Annotated in this window: 21 protein-coding genes; 9 read left to right on the top strand and 12 right to left on the bottom strand. The window is 61.9% G+C overall.

The window, feature by feature from the left end; translation table 11 throughout:
• Positions 1-4: 4 nt before the first annotated feature.
• A complete protein-coding gene (locus tag LMT64_RS04590) occupies positions 5-823 on the bottom strand; it encodes a hypothetical protein (RefSeq protein WP_229253392.1) in 819 nt (272 codons plus the stop codon).
• 201 nt (positions 824-1,024) lie between these two features.
• Between LMT64_RS04590 and aroA the strand changes: the two genes are divergently transcribed.
• Positions 1,025-2,341: a 3-phosphoshikimate 1-carboxyvinyltransferase gene (aroA, locus tag LMT64_RS04585; RefSeq protein ID WP_126351708.1), complete on the top strand. Its 1,317-nt coding sequence runs from the start codon at positions 1,025-1,027 to the stop codon at positions 2,339-2,341.
• 55 nt (positions 2,342-2,396) lie between these two features.
• On the opposite strand, the gene LMT64_RS04580 is transcribed toward aroA, so the two are convergent.
• A complete protein-coding gene (locus LMT64_RS04580) occupies positions 2,397-2,801 on the bottom strand; it encodes a S1 RNA-binding domain-containing protein (protein WP_126351707.1) in 405 nt (134 codons plus the stop codon).
• A 76-nt stretch (positions 2,802-2,877) separates the two neighbouring features.
• Here LMT64_RS04580 and LMT64_RS04575 point away from each other — a divergent pair, with 76 nt between their 5' ends.
• Positions 2,878-3,885, top strand: a complete 1,008-nt coding sequence (locus tag LMT64_RS04575; protein ID WP_126351706.1) for an MDR family oxidoreductase — start codon at positions 2,878-2,880, stop codon at positions 3,883-3,885.
• Between the two features lie 7 nt (positions 3,886-3,892).
• Here LMT64_RS04575 and LMT64_RS04570 read toward each other — a convergent pair whose 3' ends face one another.
• Positions 3,893-4,492 (bottom strand): TetR/AcrR family transcriptional regulator, encoded by a 600-nt coding sequence (locus LMT64_RS04570; RefSeq protein ID WP_267869776.1) that lies wholly within the window; start codon positions 4,490-4,492, stop codon positions 3,893-3,895.
• Positions 4,493-4,608: 116 nt separating this feature from the next.
• On the opposite strand from LMT64_RS04570, the gene mnmA reads away from it, so the two are divergent.
• From mnmA to LMT64_RS04545, 5 genes are all read left to right on the top strand, one after another.
• Positions 4,609-5,772: a tRNA 2-thiouridine(34) synthase MnmA gene (gene mnmA / locus LMT64_RS04565; RefSeq protein ID WP_126351705.1), complete on the top strand. Its 1,164-nt coding sequence runs from the start codon at positions 4,609-4,611 to the stop codon at positions 5,770-5,772.
• A gap of 170 nt (positions 5,773-5,942) precedes the next feature.
• The gene (gene sdhC / locus LMT64_RS04560; protein WP_126351704.1) at positions 5,943-6,299 is read left to right on the top strand and encodes a succinate dehydrogenase, cytochrome b556 subunit; all 357 of its coding nucleotides are present in this window, start codon (positions 5,943-5,945) and stop codon (positions 6,297-6,299) included.
• Positions 6,299-6,676, top strand: coding sequence for a succinate dehydrogenase, hydrophobic membrane anchor protein (sdhD, locus tag LMT64_RS04555; RefSeq protein ID WP_126351703.1), 378 nt, complete (start codon positions 6,299-6,301; stop codon positions 6,674-6,676). Before sdhC ends, sdhD begins: the two co-directional genes overlap by 1 nt.
• Positions 6,677-6,738: 62 nt before the next feature.
• Positions 6,739-8,490 (top strand): succinate dehydrogenase flavoprotein subunit, encoded by a 1,752-nt coding sequence (gene sdhA, locus LMT64_RS04550; protein WP_229253391.1) that lies wholly within the window; start codon positions 6,739-6,741, stop codon positions 8,488-8,490.
• A gap of 29 nt (positions 8,491-8,519) precedes the next feature.
• Positions 8,520-9,227, top strand: coding sequence for a succinate dehydrogenase iron-sulfur subunit (locus LMT64_RS04545; RefSeq protein WP_126351701.1), 708 nt, complete (start codon positions 8,520-8,522; stop codon positions 9,225-9,227).
• 90 nt (positions 9,228-9,317) lie between these two features.
• On the opposite strand, the gene LMT64_RS04540 is transcribed toward LMT64_RS04545, so the two are convergent.
• The 5 genes from LMT64_RS04540 to LMT64_RS04520 form a co-directional block, all read right to left on the bottom strand.
• Positions 9,318-9,635, bottom strand: coding sequence for an antibiotic biosynthesis monooxygenase family protein (locus tag LMT64_RS04540; protein ID WP_126351700.1), 318 nt, complete (start codon positions 9,633-9,635; stop codon positions 9,318-9,320).
• The gene (locus LMT64_RS04535; RefSeq protein WP_126351699.1) at positions 9,632-10,189 is read right to left on the bottom strand and encodes a cyclin-dependent kinase inhibitor 3 family protein; all 558 of its coding nucleotides are present in this window, start codon (positions 10,187-10,189) and stop codon (positions 9,632-9,634) included. The genes LMT64_RS04540 and LMT64_RS04535 overlap by 4 nt, the downstream gene beginning before the upstream one ends.
• 1 nt (position 10,190) lies before the next feature.
• Entirely contained in the window at positions 10,191-11,180 is a 990-nt protein-coding gene (gene hemB, locus LMT64_RS04530; protein WP_267869775.1) for a porphobilinogen synthase, read from the bottom strand.
• A 286-nt stretch (positions 11,181-11,466) separates the two neighbouring features.
• Complete coding sequence (locus LMT64_RS04525; RefSeq protein ID WP_126351697.1) at positions 11,467-11,694, bottom strand: hypothetical protein; 228 nt, start codon at positions 11,692-11,694, stop codon at positions 11,467-11,469.
• A gap of 15 nt (positions 11,695-11,709) precedes the next feature.
• Positions 11,710-12,066 carry a DUF3208 domain-containing protein gene (locus tag LMT64_RS04520; RefSeq protein ID WP_126351696.1) on the bottom strand — a complete coding sequence of 119 codons (357 nt, stop codon included), beginning with the start codon at positions 12,064-12,066 and terminating at the stop codon, positions 11,710-11,712.
• A 165-nt stretch (positions 12,067-12,231) separates the two neighbouring features.
• On the opposite strand from LMT64_RS04520, the gene sodA reads away from it, so the two are divergent.
• The gene (sodA, locus tag LMT64_RS04515; RefSeq protein WP_126351695.1) at positions 12,232-12,855 is read left to right on the top strand and encodes a superoxide dismutase [Mn]; all 624 of its coding nucleotides are present in this window, start codon (positions 12,232-12,234) and stop codon (positions 12,853-12,855) included.
• A 108-nt stretch (positions 12,856-12,963) separates the two neighbouring features.
• Here the strand turns inward: sodA and LMT64_RS04510 are convergent, their stop codons facing one another.
• Positions 12,964-13,977, bottom strand: a complete 1,014-nt coding sequence (locus tag LMT64_RS04510; RefSeq protein ID WP_229253434.1) for a PhoH family protein — start codon at positions 13,975-13,977, stop codon at positions 12,964-12,966.
• A 216-nt stretch (positions 13,978-14,193) separates the two neighbouring features.
• On the opposite strand from LMT64_RS04510, the gene LMT64_RS04505 reads away from it, so the two are divergent.
• Positions 14,194-15,198: an aspartate-semialdehyde dehydrogenase gene (locus LMT64_RS04505; protein ID WP_126351694.1), complete on the top strand. Its 1,005-nt coding sequence runs from the start codon at positions 14,194-14,196 to the stop codon at positions 15,196-15,198.
• Between the two features lie 98 nt (positions 15,199-15,296).
• Here LMT64_RS04505 and LMT64_RS04500 read toward each other — a convergent pair whose 3' ends face one another.
• From LMT64_RS04500 to LMT64_RS04490, 3 genes are read right to left on the bottom strand one after another with little or no spacing between them, the layout of a single operon-like run.
• The gene (locus tag LMT64_RS04500; protein WP_229253390.1) at positions 15,297-16,001 is read right to left on the bottom strand and encodes a heme exporter protein CcmB; all 705 of its coding nucleotides are present in this window, start codon (positions 15,999-16,001) and stop codon (positions 15,297-15,299) included.
• Positions 15,998-16,660, bottom strand: coding sequence for an ATP-binding cassette domain-containing protein (locus tag LMT64_RS04495; protein ID WP_126351758.1), 663 nt, complete (start codon positions 16,658-16,660; stop codon positions 15,998-16,000). The genes LMT64_RS04500 and LMT64_RS04495 overlap by 4 nt, the downstream gene beginning before the upstream one ends.
• Positions 16,657-17,340, bottom strand: coding sequence for a cytochrome c biogenesis CcdA family protein (locus tag LMT64_RS04490; RefSeq protein WP_229253389.1), 684 nt, complete (start codon positions 17,338-17,340; stop codon positions 16,657-16,659). Before LMT64_RS04490 ends, LMT64_RS04495 begins: the two co-directional genes overlap by 4 nt.
• Positions 17,341-17,354: the final 14 nt, after the last annotated feature.

The following is a 17,354-nucleotide window of genomic DNA, read 5'->3' as shown; positions in this document are numbered from 1 at the left end:
GTGTTCAGCGGTTGAAGGGCTTGGGACTCACCAAGTGAAACCCACGTGACTTCAGCAAGCTTGGCGTGCCCTGCGTCTCAGTGCGCTGGTCGGCCAGTTCGCTCAGACCACGCTGGGCATGGATGCCCACTCCAGCCAGGATCAGGACGGTCGGCAGCCAGCTGCCCCAACGCCAGAGGGCCGGCTGTAGCGTTGAGGGCAGCGCTGCAACCGCCTTGCCCTGCGCAAAAGCCCACAGCCGGGGCAGGTCGGCGGCAGCCAACACCAGCGCCGTGAGCAACAGATGGGCGCTGAACAGCTTGACCGGCACGTCGAAGAACAGATTGAGGGCCAACACGTTGGTCATGGTGACAGCCGCGAGGAGCGCCCCAAGGGTGACGGTGCGGCGGTGGAGAAGCAACAAGGCGGGCAACACCTCGGCCACTCCAGCCAGCCATTGATAGCCAGGGCTGGTGGCCATAAAGCGCCACAGCAGGCCCATCGGGCTGGATTCTCCGTAGGTGGCCGTGAGTTGCCAGTCATTCAGTAACCCAAACTGCCCGAAATTGAACTTGATCAATCCATAGGACAACAGGGAATAAGCCAGGAAAAAACGCAGGAGACCCGACAGCACTGGCACATGCTGGCTTGATACCTTTCGCTGAAAGGCGGTCCAAGCCGTTCCGGCCACCAGAGCGATGACCAGTAACAGCGCTGCAAGGGTCCAATCGAACAGGGTGTCGCCGCTTCCAGTCGGGAGCAGTGGCGGCCAGGACTTGTGCAACAGCCTTTCGTAAAAAACGCCGACCACGCTGTGAAGCGAGGTGAGAACGCCTGGAACCATGGTCAATAGCCCCTGACCAGCCATTAGAAAATAGCTGACCAGATACACGGTGCCGAAATTGAGGAGCCAGCGCCGCCAGAGGGGCTAAGTCGGTGCCACTGGCAGAGCTGAGGGCGGCTGAGCTGTATGCATGCTTCCAGTACGTCGTCTCTATCCCTCAGGTTCCACGCCGCCAGCACTCCACTCGCCTAAACTGCCTCCATGAGTACGCTCCCCACCCGCTTCGATGTTCGCGTTCATCCCGCCGCCCGGCTGGGTGGGACCGTTCAGGCCCAGCCCAGCAAGAACTACACGGGCCGCTTTCTACTGGCCGCCGCGCTCAGCGAGGGCCGCAGCGTGGTCCGCCGGGTGGCGACCAGCGAGGACGCTGAGGCCATGCTGCGCTGCCTGCGCGCCTGGGGAGCGGAGGTGGAGTTGAGTGGCGAGGATGCCCATATTCAGGGCTTCGGGGCCGCGCCACGCCCAGACACGCGGCTGGAGGTCGGCAATGCCGGCGCGGTGGCCCGCTTTCTGCTGGCCGTTTCAGCGCTGACAGACAGCACACGCTTAGAAACCGACTCGCCCCACTCACTGGGCACCCGTCCGATGGGTGATCTGCTGGACGCGCTGACGGCGCTGGGCCTACAGGTCAAGAGCGAAGGCGGTTGCCTGCCCGTTCAGGTCGGCGGCGGTCCCATCCGGGGTGGAGCCGTCAGCGTCAGTGCCGAGCGGTCCAGTCAGTTCGTGTCGGGCCTCCTGTTTACCGCGCCGCTGCTGGAAGATGGACTGGACCTCAGCGTGACCGGCCAGCTGAAAAGCGAGGCTCCCATCCGGCAAACCTTGGACACCCTGCGCCGCTTTGGACTTACCTTCAGCGCGTCAGATGACCTGCGGCGGCTCCAAGTGCCTGGTGCTCAGGCCTACCAGGCAGGCGAATACACCGTTCCCGGCGACTATCCGGGCAGCGCGGCACTGCTGGTGGCTGGTGCGATTCGGCCCGGCGAGGTGCGTGTGGCGGGATTGGACCCCCAGGACCTGCAAGGTGAAAGGGCCGCTGTGGACGTGCTGCGCCAGATGGGCGCGGATATTTCCCAAGATGCAGGTGGCGTCACCGTGCGGGGCGGGCGGCCCCTGCGGGCAGTCACCCTGGACGGTGATCCTTTCACCGACGCAGTGCAGGTGCTCACGGCGGCCGCGGCTCAGGCGCAGGGCTGCACCACCTGGCAAAATGTCGCCACTCTACGCCTCAAAGAGTGTGACCGTATCAGCGAGACACGGGCCGAGCTGCTGAAATTGGGATTACAAGCGGGCGAAACCGCCGACAGCCTCAGCGTGTGTGGTGGCCGACTGGCAGGTGGTGTCCCGTTAGACGGCCACGGCGACCACCGCCTGATCATGCTGCTGACCCTGCTGGGCCTGTGTGCCGAGCAGCCCGTCACGGTGACTGGCGCCGAGTATATCCGCAAAAGTTACCCTGACTTCTTCTCGCACCTGGAAGCGCTGGGGGCCAAGTTCGATTATCTGGCAAGGCCCCACTAGGCACCAAGGAAAACCCCCCAAGCTGGGGGGCAACCTACAGTTCATGTTCCAGGAGTTACTTCTTCCGCTTCTTGGTGGGCTTGCCGCCCCCATCGGTGCGCTCTTTGGCGTCGCGCATAAAGGAGCGCAGTTTGGCCTCGAACTGTGGGCTTTGCCGCCCGATGGCGCGGGGACGGGGGACTTCTTCGGGTTCTTCCAGCAGCTCCTTGATCGAGAGGTCCAGGCGTCCGCGTTCGTCGCGGCCAAGCACCTTGACTTCGATATTTTCGCCCTCGCGCACATGATCATGGATGTTACGCACGAAAGAGTGGGCGATCTGGGAGATGTGGACCAGGCCGGTTTCGCCGTTTTCAAACTGGACGAACGCTCCGAAATCGGTGACGCGGGTGACGCGGCCTTCGATGACTGCACCGGGGTCAAGCTGCACTAAGGGTGCCCTCCTGAAATTGCATAACGCCATCTTACTACACATCCACCATTTGGGTCAGCTGCTACAGTTGAGTGATTCTCACCGATTCGCCGCCCAGGAGGTAACCATGACTGTCCAAGAACCTTTTCGCGCCCTGGTGGCCCGCCGTCAGGAAAAGGGCCACGCGGTAGAACCCACGGGGCTGAAGATGGCCGATCTGCCGCCAGGCAATGTCACCATCCGGGTGACCCATTCCAGTCTCAACTACAAAGACGGCCTGGCGCTGCAGGGCCGCCCCGGTATCCTCAAGACCTTTCCCATCGTGCCGGGCATCGACCTGGCCGGCGAGGTGGTCGACGGTTCTGGTGAGGGATTTGGTCCCGGCGATCAGGTCGTGGTGACTGGGTGGGGCATCGGTGAGAACACCAGTGGAGGCTACGCCGAATATGCCCGCGTGCAATCCGAATGGGTTGAACCGCTGCCTGCGGGCACCGATTCCGCCTGGGCGATGGCCGTGGGCACGGCAGGATTTACCGCCATGCTGGCCGTCCTGGCGCTGGAGCGGCACACCTTTTACGGCGCGGATCTGGGCGGTCCGATCCTCGTGACCGGCGCAACCGGTGGGGTCGGCAGTACGGCTGTGGCCCTGCTGGCCGCTGCTGGACACGAGGTTCATGCCAGCACTGGCAAGCTGGATCAGGCGGACTACCTGCGGGAACTGGGCGCAGCTGAAGTGCTGCCCCGCGAGGAGATCAGTGAACTGAACCGTCCCCTAGAATCCGAGCGCTGGGCTGCCGCTATAGATACGGTGGGCGGCTCCACCCTGGCGGGGATCATGGCGGCCACCCGGCGGCAGGGAGCGGTGGCGGTGTGTGGTCTGGCTGGCAGCGCCGAGCTGACGGCCACGGTCTTTCCGCTGATTCTGCGCGGTGTCAGTTTGCTGGGGATTGACTCGGTGGCCTGCCCGCGCCCGCTGCGCCGCGAGGCCTGGGCACGGCTGGCGCGTGACCTACCTATAGAGCGACTGGCTCCCATGACCCAGACCTACACGCTGGACGATTTGCCGGGCCTGTCCCGCCGTATTCTGGCTGGTGAGCTGCGGGGCCGCAGCGTGATCCGGGTGGCGCCGGATTGACACCCGCTCAGCGCGGCGCGGCACCTTCAAGGAAGATACTTAGCAGGGCGGATCCAACTGCCTCGCGCCCAGGATGAGCCGGGCCGGAAACCAACGGATAAAGAATACCCATCAGCCCCCGCGTCAGATCGGCTGGGGAGAGGTCAGTGCGGAGTTCGCCGCGCTCTACCGCCTGAGCGATCATCTGTCCCAGGCCACCCAGCCAGACCCGGCGGTAGTTCCCTTCAAAGTCGGCGCGGCGCTCCGGCGCAATGTGCTTCAGTTCGGCGGCCAGTTGCAGACCCACCCAGTGATCTGGGCGCTGGGCCAGCAGGCGGCCGACCAGGACTCCCAGTTGCCCGCGCAGGTCCCCTTCGGTCTGCATCGCCTGGATGATTTCCCGCAAATCACCCAGCGAGTATTCCAGAATCGCCACAAAGAGGGTTTCCTTGTCGGCGTAGTGGTGATAGAGCGCAGGCTTGGTCACACCGACCGCCTGCGCCACTTCACGCATAGACACCCCGTGATAGCCGTGTGCCACAAACAATGCTCCCGCTTCGTGCAGGATGCGCTGGCGCGTATCGGTGATTCTGGGGGGCTGGGCAGCTTCGGCGGACACGTGATTCACCGCACCATCATAACGGCCTTGCCTTACCGCTGTGCGCGGCAGGCACTTGCGGGCGTCGCCTCCCCGTGAGGTGGATCACGGCGGGCCCAACCCTGGCACTGTTAGGCTAGGGCGCTATGACTGCGCCGAGTGCTGCCACTTCAACTGCCCCCCGTGTCCTGTGTGCGATGTCGGGTGGGGTGGATTCCAGCGTGACAGCGGCGCTGCTTAAGGATCAGGGTTACTCGGTGGTGGGCGCCATGATGCGCTTCTGGCCCGACGATAAGCGGGTAGATACCTTCGATTCCTGCTGCTCGCCTGACGCCGCCTACGAAGCCCGCCGGGTGGCCGAGCAGGTGGGCGTGCCGTTTTACCTGCTGGACTACCGCGAGCAGTTCCAGCGGCACATCGTCGGCCCCTTTATTGATGAATATTCGCGTGGCCGCACCCCCAATCCCTGCGTCAATTGCAACACCAAGGTCAAATTCGACGAGCTGGTCAAAAAAGCCAAGATGCTGGGCTGTCAGTATGTGGCGACCGGTCACTACGTGAAGCGGGTAGAGAACGAGCGCGGCGAGGTGGAGTTTCACCGGGGCGACGATCCCCGCAAGGACCAGACCTACTTTCTGTGGGGCACGCCCCGTGACGCGCTGCCGTACATCCTTTTTCCGGTGGGCGAACTGGAAAAACCGCGGGTGCGCGAAATCGCCGCTGAACGCGGCCTGCTGACGGCCCAGAAACCCGAAAGCCAGAACATCTGCTTCGTCCCGGGCAAGGTTCAGGATTTCGTGGCCGAGCATTTGCCACGGGTACAGGGTCACATCCGCGAAATCCGCACCGGCGAGATCGTCGGAGAACACCTGGGCACGCAGTTCTACACCCTAGGTCAGAAAAAGGGGCTGGGCCTTTTTCAGTCGCACCGGGTGCGGCATGTGGTTCATCTGGACCCGCAGACCCAGACGGTCTGGGTGGGCGACCATGAGGATTGCCTCTGGGACGGGCTGGAAGCAGACAGTGCCAACTACCTGGTGGACCTGTCCGAGTTGCCGCAGCGGCTGCAGGTGCAGGTCCGTTACCGCACGGCTCCGGTCGGTGCCACCTTGCTGCACGCTGATGAGCATGGATTTCGTCTGCGTTTCGACGAGCCGCAGTTTGCGGTGGCGCCCGGCCAAAGCGCGGTGCTCTATGACGGGGACCGTCTGCTGGGCGGCGGTCTGATCCGCGACCACACCCCGGAGCTTCCGGCCCTGTCCAGTGCTGAGGAACAGGGAGTAGAAGGTGTGGAGTCAACGGTCTGCTAAGCGCATATTGGTGCTAGTCTAGGGCGACTGACCCGACGGTCAACTCGGAGGCATTGGCTTCTGCATAACAGGAGCTGCAGAGCCGGGGTGTCAGTGCGGTGTGTGTGGGGGAGCCGCAGGTTTTCCCAGGTATACAGCTCTGTTCCCTGGCCACATTGAGGAGGAAGTGAATGTACAAGGGAAGAGAAGGTCAGTGGGCCTTTTTTCTACACCGTCTGTCCGGCCTGGCGATCCTGGCCTACTTTTTGCTGCACGTGGTGAGCATCAGCCTGATCATCTTTGGTGAAGAAGCTTATATGCGAGTTCACCACCTGTATGACCTATGGCCTTTCCGTATCGGCCTGATTCTGGTCACGGCGGGTGTGGCTTATCACGCCTTTAATGGCCTGCGGATCATGGCCATGGACTTTACCGGCTGGGGCGTGGCCTATCAGCGTCAGACCTGGTACGGTGTCTTGGTCATCACGGCGCTGATCACCCTCTACACTGCCTGGATGAACATTCCCCGGATCCTGGGAGGCTACTGATGATCCGCGCACGCACATTTATGGACGCCAAGGCGCAGTCCCATAACAACGCCGAGCTGAACTGGTGGATTTTCATGCGGGTCAGCGGCCTGATCCTGATTTTCCTGGTGCTAGGCCACATCTACATGACTTTTATCCAGGTGTCGGAGTCGGACGCGACCTACCATGCCGTAGTCGCCAAGCTGAGCAACCCCGCCTGGAAGCTGTACGACTGGCTGATCCTGACCCTGACCATGTTGCACGGCATGAACGGCGCCCGCTACGTCATGGAAGATTACATCCGTTCCAACCCCAACCGGGCCTGGATCAAGATGATTGTCTTTTCCATTGCTGCGCTGATTTATGCGCTGGGCACCGTGGGTCTGTTCTCTATCTGACGGACCTGGCCCGACGTTCGGGCCACAAGTTTTCATTCAACTGATCTTCAAAGGAAGTGACAATGCAACATCGTTATGACGTGGTGGTGGTCGGGGCCGGCGGCGCCGGTCTGATGGCTGCCCTCTACGCTGCCAAGGGCAATGTGTCGGTGGCCTGTGTCTCCAAGCTGTACCCCACCCGCTCTCACACCGGAGCGGCGCAGGGCGGTATCGGGGCCTCTTTGGGCAACGTAGGCGAGGACCACTGGGAATGGCACATGTTCGACACCATTAAGGGCGGCGACTACCTGACCGACCAAGACGCTGCCGAGGTGTTTTCCAAAGACATCGTGGACGCCGTGATCGAGCTGGAACACATGGGCCTGCCTTTTTCGCGCGAGGCGGACGGCACCATCGCCCAGCGTAAATTCGGGGGTCATACCCGCGAGTTCGGTAAGGCCGCCGTGGAGCGGGCCTGTTACGCCAAAGACCGCACCGGTCACATGATTCTGCAGACCCTGTACCAGCAGAACGTCAAAAACGGCACCACCTTCTACAACGAATTCCACGTGTTCGATCTGCTGATCGAAGACGGGCGCTGCAAGGGCGTCGTAGCCTACGAGCTGGCGACTGGCGAAATCCACACCTTCCACGCCAAAGCCGTGATTCTGGCAGCGGGTGGTTATGGCCGCGTCTTTAAAATCACCTCTAACGCCTACACCCTGACCGGCGACCTGATGAGCATCTACTACCGCAAGGGTCTGCCACTGGAAGACATGGAGTTCTACCAGTTCCACCCCACCGGCCTGAGCAAACTGGGCATCCTGGTCACTGAAGGTATTCGCGGTGAAGGCGGCATTCTGCGGAACGACAGCCATGAGCGCTTCATGGAGCGTTACGCGCCGACCATCAGGGACCTGGCACCGCGTGACATTGTGGCCCGCAGCATGATCACCGAGATCCGTGAAGGACGTGGCGTAGGCCTCGATAAGGACGCGATCTACATTGACCTGACTCACCTGCCGCGTGAAACGGTGGAAGGCAAGCTGGCCGAGATTACTGACCTGGCCCGCACCTACCTGGGCCTGGACCCCCTCAAGGAAATGGTGCTGGTGCAGCCCACGGCCCACTACGCGATGGGCGGCATTCCCACCGACATTGACGGCCAGTGCCTCACCGACGGCGCAGGCGGCAAGGTTGAGGGCCTCTACGCCGCTGGCGAGCAAGCCTGCGTCAGCCTCCACGGCGCCAACCGCCTGGGCACCAACAGCCTGGGCGACCTGGTGGTCTTTGGTCGCCGCGCTGGTATCTCGGCCGCCAAATATGCCCGTGACGCGGATTATGGACGCCTGGGCGAAGACCCCGAAGCCGAAACCCGTGAGCTGATTGCAGGTCTGAAGAACAGCAGCGGCAAGGAAAATGCGGCCGCCATCCGCAAAGAGTTGCAGGAAACCATGATGAACAATGTGGGTATCTTCCGCAACGGTCCCGACATGGAAAAACAGGTCGAAATCCTCAAGGAGCTGAAAGCGCGCTACCAAAATGTCGGCGTAGCCGATGTGAGCGCCAAATTCAACGGTGACTTGATTGATGCTGTGGAGCTGGGTTTCTTGCTGGACTGTGCCGAGGCGATGACCGCCAGTGCGGTGAACCGCACCGAGTCGCGCGGTGCCCACGAGCGCGAGGACTACACGACCCGCGACGACAAGAACTGGCTCAAGCACACCATGGCCTACAAGGATATGAACAATGATGGCAATGTGCTGATCGGCTACAAGCCGGTGGCGCTCAAGGGCTATACTCGCTCCTTCGAGCCCAAGGCCCGCGTTTACTGATTTCTCGTCATCTCGTCAGGGAGTGATAAATGAACATTACGGTCAAGATCCTACGTTTCGACCCTGAAAAGGACAAAAAGCAGCACTGGGAAAGCTACCCCGTGGAAGTGGCTCCGACCGACCGCGTGCTGGATGTGTTGCACCATGTCAAATGGTTTGTGGATAACACGCTGAACTTCCGCCGGTCGTGCGGGCACGGCATCTGCGGCAGCGACGCCATGCTGATCAATGGCCGCAACCGCCTGGCCTGCAAAAGCCTGGTACGCGATGTCGTCAAAGATGGCGGCACGCTCACCGTTGAGCCGATCCGGGGCCTGAAGGTCGAAAAAGACCTGGTGGTGGATATGGAGCCGTTCTTCGACTCCTATAAGGCGATCATGCCTTACTTCATCAACGAATCGCCTGCTCCCGCCCGCGAGCGTCTGCAGTCGCCTGAGCACGCCGAACTGATGGCGCACTCCAGCAACTGCATCCTGTGCGCGTGCTGCACCACCTCCTGCCCGATCTTCTGGGCCAATGGGAGCTACCTAGGCCCAGCCTCCATTGTGCAGGCCCACCGCTTTATCTTCGACAGCCGCGACGAGGCCACCCAGCAGCGTCTGGGCCTGATGAACCAGAACACGGGCGTCTGGCGCTGCCGCACCGCCTACAACTGCACTGAGGCTTGCCCCCGTGAAATCCCGATCACTGAACTGATTGAGCAAGTCAAGCGCTCGGTGATGTACTCACAGGCCTAAAGCACAGTATTACTCCTGTAAGCGGAGTAAAAACCACCACGGAGCGTTCCGTGGTGGTTTTGATTTAGGCGCATTGTTGTCTGCGGGCGGCTACTCCACCTTGCCGCTGACTTGCACCACCTCGTGCACCTCCAACTTGTTGGGGCCACTGAAAGCCTCCTGGGGCAGACTGCCTGAGCGGGCATGCCCCTGCCGGAAGGCATCCGACTGTGTCCAGGCTTCGAACGCTGCTCGGTCCCGCCAGAAGGTCAGCACAATGAAAGGGTCACCCTCGGCGGTGGGGCGCAGGACCTGATTGGCGATAAAGCCGTCCATACCGTCCACCAATCCAGCGCGGTCACGAAAGCGGGCCTCAAACTGGTCATGGTACTCGGGGCTGACAAAAATGCGGTTGGTAACAGTAATCATGATTGGCCTCCTTGCATAGGAGCATCTGGCTCTCCAAAACGCTCAATAAAGGCGTATTGCTGGCGGGTTTCTACAGCGGCTTCCCGGGCCTGGCGGACGCGCTCAATGGCTGCGTCGGCCTCCATGCCCATCTGAACCAGGAGGCAGGCAGCGAGGGTCCCAGCCCGGCCCCGGCCCCCCCGGCAGTGAATCACCACCCGCTCACCGTCCAGCAGTTCCGACAGGACCCGGTCAACCATTTTGTGAAAGGAAGCCAGGTCCTCCGGTACTGAGACATCGCGCACGGGGTAAGAGATAATTTCAATGTCCTGTGCCTTTGCCTGCTCGGCGTAATCGGTAAGGCCCAGCAGCTCGTATTCGTGCGGCTCCAGCAGCGAAACCAGTCGGGTCATGCCCTGACGGCGCAGGGCACGGAAGTCTTCAGCGAGGTCGCGGTCATGCTGGACGCCGGGTTGCACCTGACTGGGGCCTTTCTTGCCGGGTGCGAAGGTCAGCCCCAACCGTCCCGGCCACAGCGCTGTGACCACCCAATCTACCCGGATAGGATCACTCATTTCAGCCCTCCTTCATCCAACGGGCGGCATCTAACGCGTGATAAGTCAGGATGGTATCGGCCCCGGCCCGTTTCATCGCGCCCAGTGTTTCCAAGACGGTGCGGCGTTCATCCATATACCCAGCCTGCGCGGCGGCCTTGACCAGCGAGTATTCACCGCTCACGTTGTAGGCCACCAGCGGCAGGTCAAAGTGATCGCGCAGTTGCCGCAGCACGTCAAGGTAAGCCAGGGCGGGCTTGACCATCAGGAAGTCCGCGCCCTGCTCGGCGTCCAGGGCCGCCTCGTGCAGCGCCTCGCGGTAGCCTCCCGCCGGGTTCATCTGATAAGTGGCGCGGTCCCCTACGCTGGGCGCACTGCCCGCCGCCTCGCGGAAGGGGCCGTAGTAGGCACTGGCGTATTTGACGGCGTAGCTCATGACTGGGACTTGGGCGTGGCCTGCCGCGTCCAGTGCCCGGCGAATGGCGGTGATTTGTCCGTCCATCATGGCGCTGGGCGCAATGAGATCGGCCCCGGCATCTGCCTGCGATACCGCAGTACGGGCCAGCAGCTCCAGGGAACTGTCGTTGTCTACCGTCCACTGTCCCGCGTCCTGAACCAGATGGCCGCAGTGACCGTGGTCCGTGTACTCACACAGGCAGGTATCGGCGATGACGGCCAGGTCGGGCGCGGTGGCCTTGATGGCGCGGGTTGCTTGCTGAATCACGCCCTCCTGGGCATAGGCCTGCGAACCCCCAGCGTCCTTATGGTCAGGGATGCCAAACAGAATGACCGCCGGAATCCCCAGCGCCTGCGCTTGCTGCGCCTGCTCTACGGCGCTCTCAAAGGTATGACGTTGCACGCCCGGCATGGTCCGAATTTCAGTGACGTCCCTGCCCTCATGCACGAAGATGGGATGAATCAGATCGGCGGGTGAAAGTTGGATTTCCTGAACCATCCGGCGAATCGCGGGAGTGCGGCGCAGGCGGCGGGGTCTGAGACTGAGGTCTGACACGGTTCCAGGGTAGCGCAGAGAGTCGGAGGCAAAAAGTACGGATGCTTAAACCGTCACCACCCCGATGTCTCTGGCCATGCATGAGCGGAGCACCCAGTCACGCAAGGCGCCCACCTCTGGGCTAGGGCCACTTAGGCTAAGTCGCTCGCGTTGAGAACCGTTTACTCCGGTACCGAGGCTGCGGTGAAACACAACAGCGCCCAGTCGAGTATGAAACTCGTCCCACCAGTTGTCGGGAGGTGGCCTCAGCAAGGTGAGATGCTCTGTGGTAGGTGCCGAATCCAGTTCAATCGCTGGATGAACTCCGGACCGTTCCTCTCAGGCGATAGCTACGCCGCGCCAGAGGTGGCCCAGTCTGTCCTTCTGCCAGCAACTGCGCAGTGGCCTCAGGCGCGAGACGCTCGGCCCGGCGCAGATGATCGGTCAGATCCTGCTCTGCCCAGAAACGACGCGGGTGGGCGTCGCCTTCGGTCAGTAGATCCAGCCAGGGGAGGGGTAACGGTAGCTGCGTCATGCGGGCGGCGCGTCTCTACAGTTCGCGCAGGTCTTCCATCAGCTGCCAGCCTAGACCCTGTGGGGTGGCCTGCAACAGTGGCTCCAGCGCCTGACTGGCCGCCTGCGCGTCGTCATGCAACTCCTCGGCAGAGGGGCGCTCGTCGTACACGCGCAGGACCGTGAACTGGTAAAACAATTGCCCGGCAGAAGGCTCGCCGTTGTCGAAAAAGGCGAAAGGGGGGTCTATCTCGTCCCACAGTACATTGGCCTCGTCCAGTTCGCGGGGCAAATAAGCGTCCAGATCAAGGTCCAGGTCACGGGGATGCCAGAGATAGCCCTGTAAAAGGCGAATGGCAGTTCGGCCGCCCTGGGGTCCAGCTTCGGTGGTCACGTCTCATACCATAGCGCACCGCCCGCTTTTTCGCTCAGACTAATAAATTAAGGCTCTCTAGACCTTCCTGGCCAGCAGGTGGGTTGACCCGCTAGACTGAGGCCAATCATCAGGCAGAACAATCTTTTGGAAACCAATCCCTTCTGCCAAAAAGGAGATGAATTTATGGCTTTTGAACTTCCTCAGCTGCCCTACGCTTATGACGCTCTGGAACCGCATATTGATGCCCGCACCATGGAAATCCATCACACCAAGCACCACCAGGCCTACGTGGACAACGCCAACAAGGCACTGGAAGGCACCGACCTGGCCGACAAGGATGTGTTGGAAGTCATTAGGAACTTGGAGGCTGTCCCCGCCGAAAAAAAGGGCGCTGTGCGTAACAATGCCGGCGGCCACGCCAACCACAGCTTGTTCTGGCAGGTGATGGGCAGCGGCCAGGGCGGTCAGCCGAGCGGTGAACTGATGCAGGCCATTGAAAGCGCCTTCGGCTCCTTCGACGCCTTCAAGGAGAAGTTCGAAGAAGCCGCCAAAACCCGCTTTGGCAGTGGTTGGGCCTGGCTGGTCGTCAAGGACGGCCAGCTGGACGTAGTAAGCACGGCCAACCAGGACAACCCCCTGATGGGCGAGGCCGTCGCGGGCACCAGCGGCACCCCGATTCTGGGTGTGGACGTGTGGGAGCACGCTTACTACCTGAACTACCAGAACAAGCGTCCTGATTACCTCAAGGCCTTCTGGAACGTCGTCAACTGGGACGAAGTCGCCAAGCGCTACGCTGACGCCAAATAAGTTTTAGTTTGCCTAAGGGTCTGATGGCCAAGTGCCTTCAGGCCTTTTCGCTGCCGTGACTGAAAAAGGCCACCTCCAATCGGAGTGGCCTTGCTTTGACGGGTTGATTCAACCTTCCGACAGCGGTTGGTCCAGCTCCTCTTCCTGTACCTGAGCCAGGTCACCCCGGCGGGCAGCGCGGCGGTCGTCCTCGGCGTCTTCAGCAGCCTGATAGGCCTTGATGATCTGACCGACCAGTGGGTGACGGACCACATCCACATCCGTGAACTCGTGCCAGCCGATGCCCTCAATGGGAGTCAGCACGCGCTTGGCGACCGCCAGACCACTGGTCACGTGACGCGGCAGGTCAATCTGGGTCACGTCCCCGGTCACGACCACTTTGCTGCTGAAGCCCATGCGGGTCAAGAACATCTTCATCTGTTCGCCGGTGGTGTTCTGGGCCTCGTCCAGAATCACGAAGGCGTCGTTCAGCGTGCGTCCGCGCATAAAGGCCAGTGGGGCCACTTCAATCACGCCGCTTTGCAAATAAGACTCGAACTTTTCCTGGTCCAGCATGTCATACAGCGCGTCGTATAGTGGGCGCAGATAAGGATCAATCTTGGCCTGAAGGTCGCCGGGCAAGAAGCCCAGGCGCTCGCCGGCCTCAACTGCGGGGCGAGTTAGGATGATGCGTTTGACCTTTTTGGTCTTGAGGGCCTGGACTGCCATCGCTACGGCCAGATAGGTCTTACCAGTCCCGGCAGGACCGACCCCGAACACGATGTCACTCCGCTCAATTTTTTCCAGGTATTCCTTCTGACCCGGGGTCTTGGCTTTGAGGCCACGCGGCAGGCTGAGGCCACGGACTTCGGTTTCGGCAGCCAGCGAGCGGCCTTCACCGCTGAGGCGGGCGCTCCGGCGCAGATGATCGGGCGTCAGTTCACCGCCCCGGCGAATCACTTCCAAGGCGTCGCGAATCATGGTTTCAGCGGCCTGGACCTGTTCGGCTGTGCCGCTGATCTGCACTGTGCCGCCGCGGGCGTGCAGCTGAGCAGGGGAGAGCTGACGCATCAGGCGCAGGTTCTCGTCGCCAGTCCCTAGCAGGGCCAGGGCCTGCTCACGGCCCTCCAGTTCGATGTTCAGGGTGACCTGCTCAGCGCTCTGGGGCGCATCTGCCGTGGGCGGCGTGGTCACGGGCTGTTCGGGCGCGGTCAACGGATCTCCCAGGGGCGCAGATGCGCCTTGACATCACAAAGATTTGGCATCCAGTCCAGTCTAGGTGAACTGCCCTGGCGTGTCACGGATTAGTCCACGTTCCCAGGGTGAGGCTGGCCCTGAGATTTGCTTTAGTCTGGGTGCATGAAACTGGCAATTGTTGGTGCCACCGGAGCGGTCGGCCATGAATTGATGAAAGTCCTTGAGGGCAGCCGCCTGCCCATAGACGAGTTGCAGCTGTACGCCAGCCCGCGTTCGGCAGGCAAGCAAATGGACTTCCGGGGCGAGACGCTCACCATTCAGGCCATGCCCAAAGGCGCGATTCCAGCAGACGTCATTCTGGCTTCGGCAGGCGGCAGTATCAGTCTGGAGATGGCCCCCAAATGGGTTGAGGGCGGCTCGGTGGTCATTGATAACTCCAGCGCGTTCCGCTACGACCCCCAGGTACCGCTGGTCGTCCCCGAAGTGAATGGTGAGGCGGCGCTGAAGCATCAGGGCATCATCGCCAATCCCAACTGCACCACGGCCATTGCCGCGGTCGCCGTGTACCCGATTTACCAAAAGTACGGCCTGAAGCGCATGATCGTGAGCACCTACCAGGCCACCAGTGGCGCGGGTCAGAAGGGCATTGAAGAGCTGCTGGAGCAGACCCGTGCCGAGCTGAGCGGCGAAACGCTGGCTCCCAGTGCCTTCGTACACCCGATCTCGTTCAACGTCATTCCGCACATTGACGCTTTCCAGGACAACGGCTACACCAAAGAGGAAATGAAGGTGGTCTGGGAAACCCGCAAGATCTTCGGGGACGAATCGCTGAAAGTCAGCTGCACGGCGGTGCGGATTCCCACCCAACGTACTCACGCCGAGGCGATTACGTTGGAGCTGGAGCGCCCTGCCACCCCTGAGGAAGTGCGGGAGCTGCTGGCTCAGGCTGCCGGGGTTGAAGTTCGCGACGATGTAGCGCAGAAGGTGTACCCCATGCCACTCACTGCGACGGGCAAATACGATGTGGAAGTGGGGCGTATTCGCCAGAGCCTGGTATTCGACCAGGGCATCGAGCTGTTTGTGGCGGGCGATCAACTACTGAAAGGTGCGGCGCTGAACGCAGTACAGATCGCAGAATACCTGCATGAGCATGGCGCTCTGAAGTAAACGGTGAACGAGAGCCGGGTGGCCTAGAGCAAGCCCGGTTCTCTTTGGACCCAGATCTAATATACGAATTACAGAGCAAGATGTGGCGTTAAGATGTGTTACCCTTCCACGGCGTATGGAAACAGCCAAGCAGCCAGCACCAACGTTCCTATATTGAAGGCCAACAGGAAAGCCGCCCAGGCCCATGCTTCAGCCGTCCATCCGCCCGAAAGCAGCGTGGCGGTGATACGTACCAGGGCGATCACCAGGGGAATCAACAGGGGAAAGGCTAGCGCAGGCAGCAGCGCTTCGCGGGCGCGGAGATTCACTGTCAGGCTGGAGTAAAAGGTGCTGGTGGCGGCCAGGCCAACTGTGCCCAAGGCCATTACCCCGTACAGACTGAGCCAGGGCAGTGGTGGCTGGTCTTCACCACCCCAGACGCCGAATAGGCCCAGGCCCAGTGGAAGTGTGGCCGCCCCGATCAGCAGCAGCGGCAGCAGCACGCCCAGCAACTTGCCGAGATACACCGCGGCCAGAGGCGCTGGATACAGCAGCAGTTGTTCCAGGGCTCCGGCTTCAGCCTCCGCGGAGAAAGCGCGGCCTGCGGCGACTGCCGAGGCCAGCGTAAGGGCGGTCCAGACCACTCCGGCAGCCAGATTGGCTGTCGCGCTGGCTGAGCGTCCATCCGGCGCGCCCAGCGCAAACCCCTGCACCAACAAAACCAGCGCCACATAGAAAGCGGTTGCCAGCAGTACATCGCGTGTGCGCCCAGCCAGGGTGAGGTCCCTGGCCGCCACCGTCCAGACGGTGTTGAGGGCGCTCATGGTCCGCCTTCCAATAGCACGCCGCCTGCGAGGTAGAGCGACCGTGGAGCCAACTGCGCCGCCAGTTCAGGCTCGTGCGCCGCGATGACCAGGGTGCTTCCCCCTGCGGCCAGGTCGCCCAGCAGTTCCAGGGCCAGCCTTCGCCCCGCTGCATCCAGATTGGCAAACGGTTCATCCACCAGTGTGAGCGGCTGTGCCAATGTCCAGGCACGGGCCAGGGCCAGCCGCTTACGCATGCCCGCCGAGATAAAACGGGTGCGGCGGTCCGCAGCTTGACTTAAGCCCACCCGTGCCAGGGCAGCATCCGTCACTGTCATACTGCGCCCATGCATCCGCAGGGCAAAGGCCAGATTCTCGGCGCAGGTCAGATCGGGGTACAGCGCCCCATCTACTGGCATCAGATGCACCAGCTCACGCACCGCCCGGCTGTCGCGCAGGTCATAGCCTAGGATACGGCCCTCCCCCCGCGTGGGGCGCAATGCCGAGGCCAGCACCCGCAGCAAGGTGGTTTTGCCCGCGCCATTGGCCCCCAGCAGTGTGAGGTGTTCGCCCTTCGGAAGATCCAGATTTACCCCACGCAGCACAGCGTCCCGGCCCAAGCGCAGCCAGACATCCCGCAGTTGCACCGCATATTCCAGCTGGGGTGCAGGGTCGCTCAAATTCGTAGCCACTCCGGCATCAGCTCATAGAAAAAGCTGGACAGTAGAGTGAAATATCCAGTCACCATCAGCAGCCCGAACACGACCAGCAAGGCTCCGCCGACTTTTTCAAAGATTCCGGCATAGCGGTTCAGCCCACGCAGGTTGATCCGGTCCCATAGGAGGGCGGTCAGTAAGAAGGGCACGGCTAACCCGGCAGTGTAGGTCAGCAGCAGCCACACCCCCTGGGTAAGCGAACTCGTACTGGCCGCCAGGCCCAGGATGCTGCCCAGGGCTGGCCCCAGACAGGGACTCCAACCAAAGGCAAAGGCCGCGCCCAGGGCCACTGGGCCGTAGCGGTCGGCACCGCTCAGATCGCGAGTATCGCGCATCAGCCAGGGCAGGCGAATCACACCCAGCATGACCAGCCCGAAAAAGATAATCAGTAGCCCGGCCAGGCGGCCCAGCAGCATCTTATGCGGCGCCAGCAAGGCTTCCAGCGCACTGGCGGTGGCGCCCAGGGCGACAAACACCAGCCCAAAGCCCGCGATAAAGCCCAGTGCCCGGATCAGCGGTACTCGGGTGCCGCCGATCACACCCAAGTAGGACGGCACCAGCGGCAAGACACAGGGACTGAGAAATGAGAGCAGCCCAGCCAGAAACGCCACTGTCAGCGTGGGGGCAGCGGCGACTTCAACCATGACCGGCAGTGTAA

The organism is Deinococcus radiophilus (genome assembly GCF_020889625.1).
In the GTDB taxonomy this organism is placed as follows: Bacteria; Deinococcota; Deinococci; order Deinococcales; family Deinococcaceae; genus Deinococcus; species Deinococcus radiophilus.
This window is presented reverse-complemented; position numbering and strand designations above follow the sequence as displayed.

What these genes read in the sequence shown, in the direction of transcription:
- LMT64_RS04525 (WP_126351697.1), bottom strand. Translation starts at nt 11,694, where the DNA reads ATGACGCAGCTACCGTTACCCCTCCCCTGGCTGGATCTACTGACCGAA.
- sdhC (WP_126351704.1), top strand. Translation starts at nt 5,943, where the DNA reads ATGTACAAGGGAAGAGAAGGTCAGTGGGCCTTTTTTCTACACCGTCTG.
- LMT64_RS04540 (WP_126351700.1), bottom strand. Translation starts at nt 9,635, where the DNA reads ATGATTACTGTTACCAACCGCATTTTTGTCAGCCCCGAGTACCATGAC.
- LMT64_RS04575 (WP_126351706.1), top strand. Translation starts at nt 2,878, where the DNA reads ATGACTGTCCAAGAACCTTTTCGCGCCCTGGTGGCCCGCCGTCAGGAA.
- LMT64_RS04580 (WP_126351707.1), bottom strand. Translation starts at nt 2,801, where the DNA reads ATGGCGTTATGCAATTTCAGGAGGGCACCCTTAGTGCAGCTTGACCCC.
- LMT64_RS04590 (WP_229253392.1), bottom strand. Translation starts at nt 823, where the DNA reads ATGGTTCCAGGCGTTCTCACCTCGCTTCACAGCGTGGTCGGCGTTTTT.
- aroA (WP_126351708.1), top strand. Translation starts at nt 1,025, where the DNA reads ATGAGTACGCTCCCCACCCGCTTCGATGTTCGCGTTCATCCCGCCGCC.
- sdhD (WP_126351703.1), top strand. Translation starts at nt 6,299, where the DNA reads ATGATCCGCGCACGCACATTTATGGACGCCAAGGCGCAGTCCCATAAC.
- LMT64_RS04545 (WP_126351701.1), top strand. Translation starts at nt 8,520, where the DNA reads ATGAACATTACGGTCAAGATCCTACGTTTCGACCCTGAAAAGGACAAA.
- LMT64_RS04505 (WP_126351694.1), top strand. Translation starts at nt 14,194, where the DNA reads ATGAAACTGGCAATTGTTGGTGCCACCGGAGCGGTCGGCCATGAATTG.
- sodA (WP_126351695.1), top strand. Translation starts at nt 12,232, where the DNA reads ATGGCTTTTGAACTTCCTCAGCTGCCCTACGCTTATGACGCTCTGGAA.
- LMT64_RS04490 (WP_229253389.1), bottom strand. Translation starts at nt 17,340, where the DNA reads ATGGTTGAAGTCGCCGCTGCCCCCACGCTGACAGTGGCGTTTCTGGCT.
- LMT64_RS04535 (WP_126351699.1), bottom strand. Translation starts at nt 10,189, where the DNA reads ATGAGTGATCCTATCCGGGTAGATTGGGTGGTCACAGCGCTGTGGCCG.
- LMT64_RS04500 (WP_229253390.1), bottom strand. Translation starts at nt 16,001, where the DNA reads ATGAGCGCCCTCAACACCGTCTGGACGGTGGCGGCCAGGGACCTCACC.
- sdhA (WP_229253391.1), top strand. Translation starts at nt 6,739, where the DNA reads ATGCAACATCGTTATGACGTGGTGGTGGTCGGGGCCGGCGGCGCCGGT.
- mnmA (WP_126351705.1), top strand. Translation starts at nt 4,609, where the DNA reads ATGACTGCGCCGAGTGCTGCCACTTCAACTGCCCCCCGTGTCCTGTGT.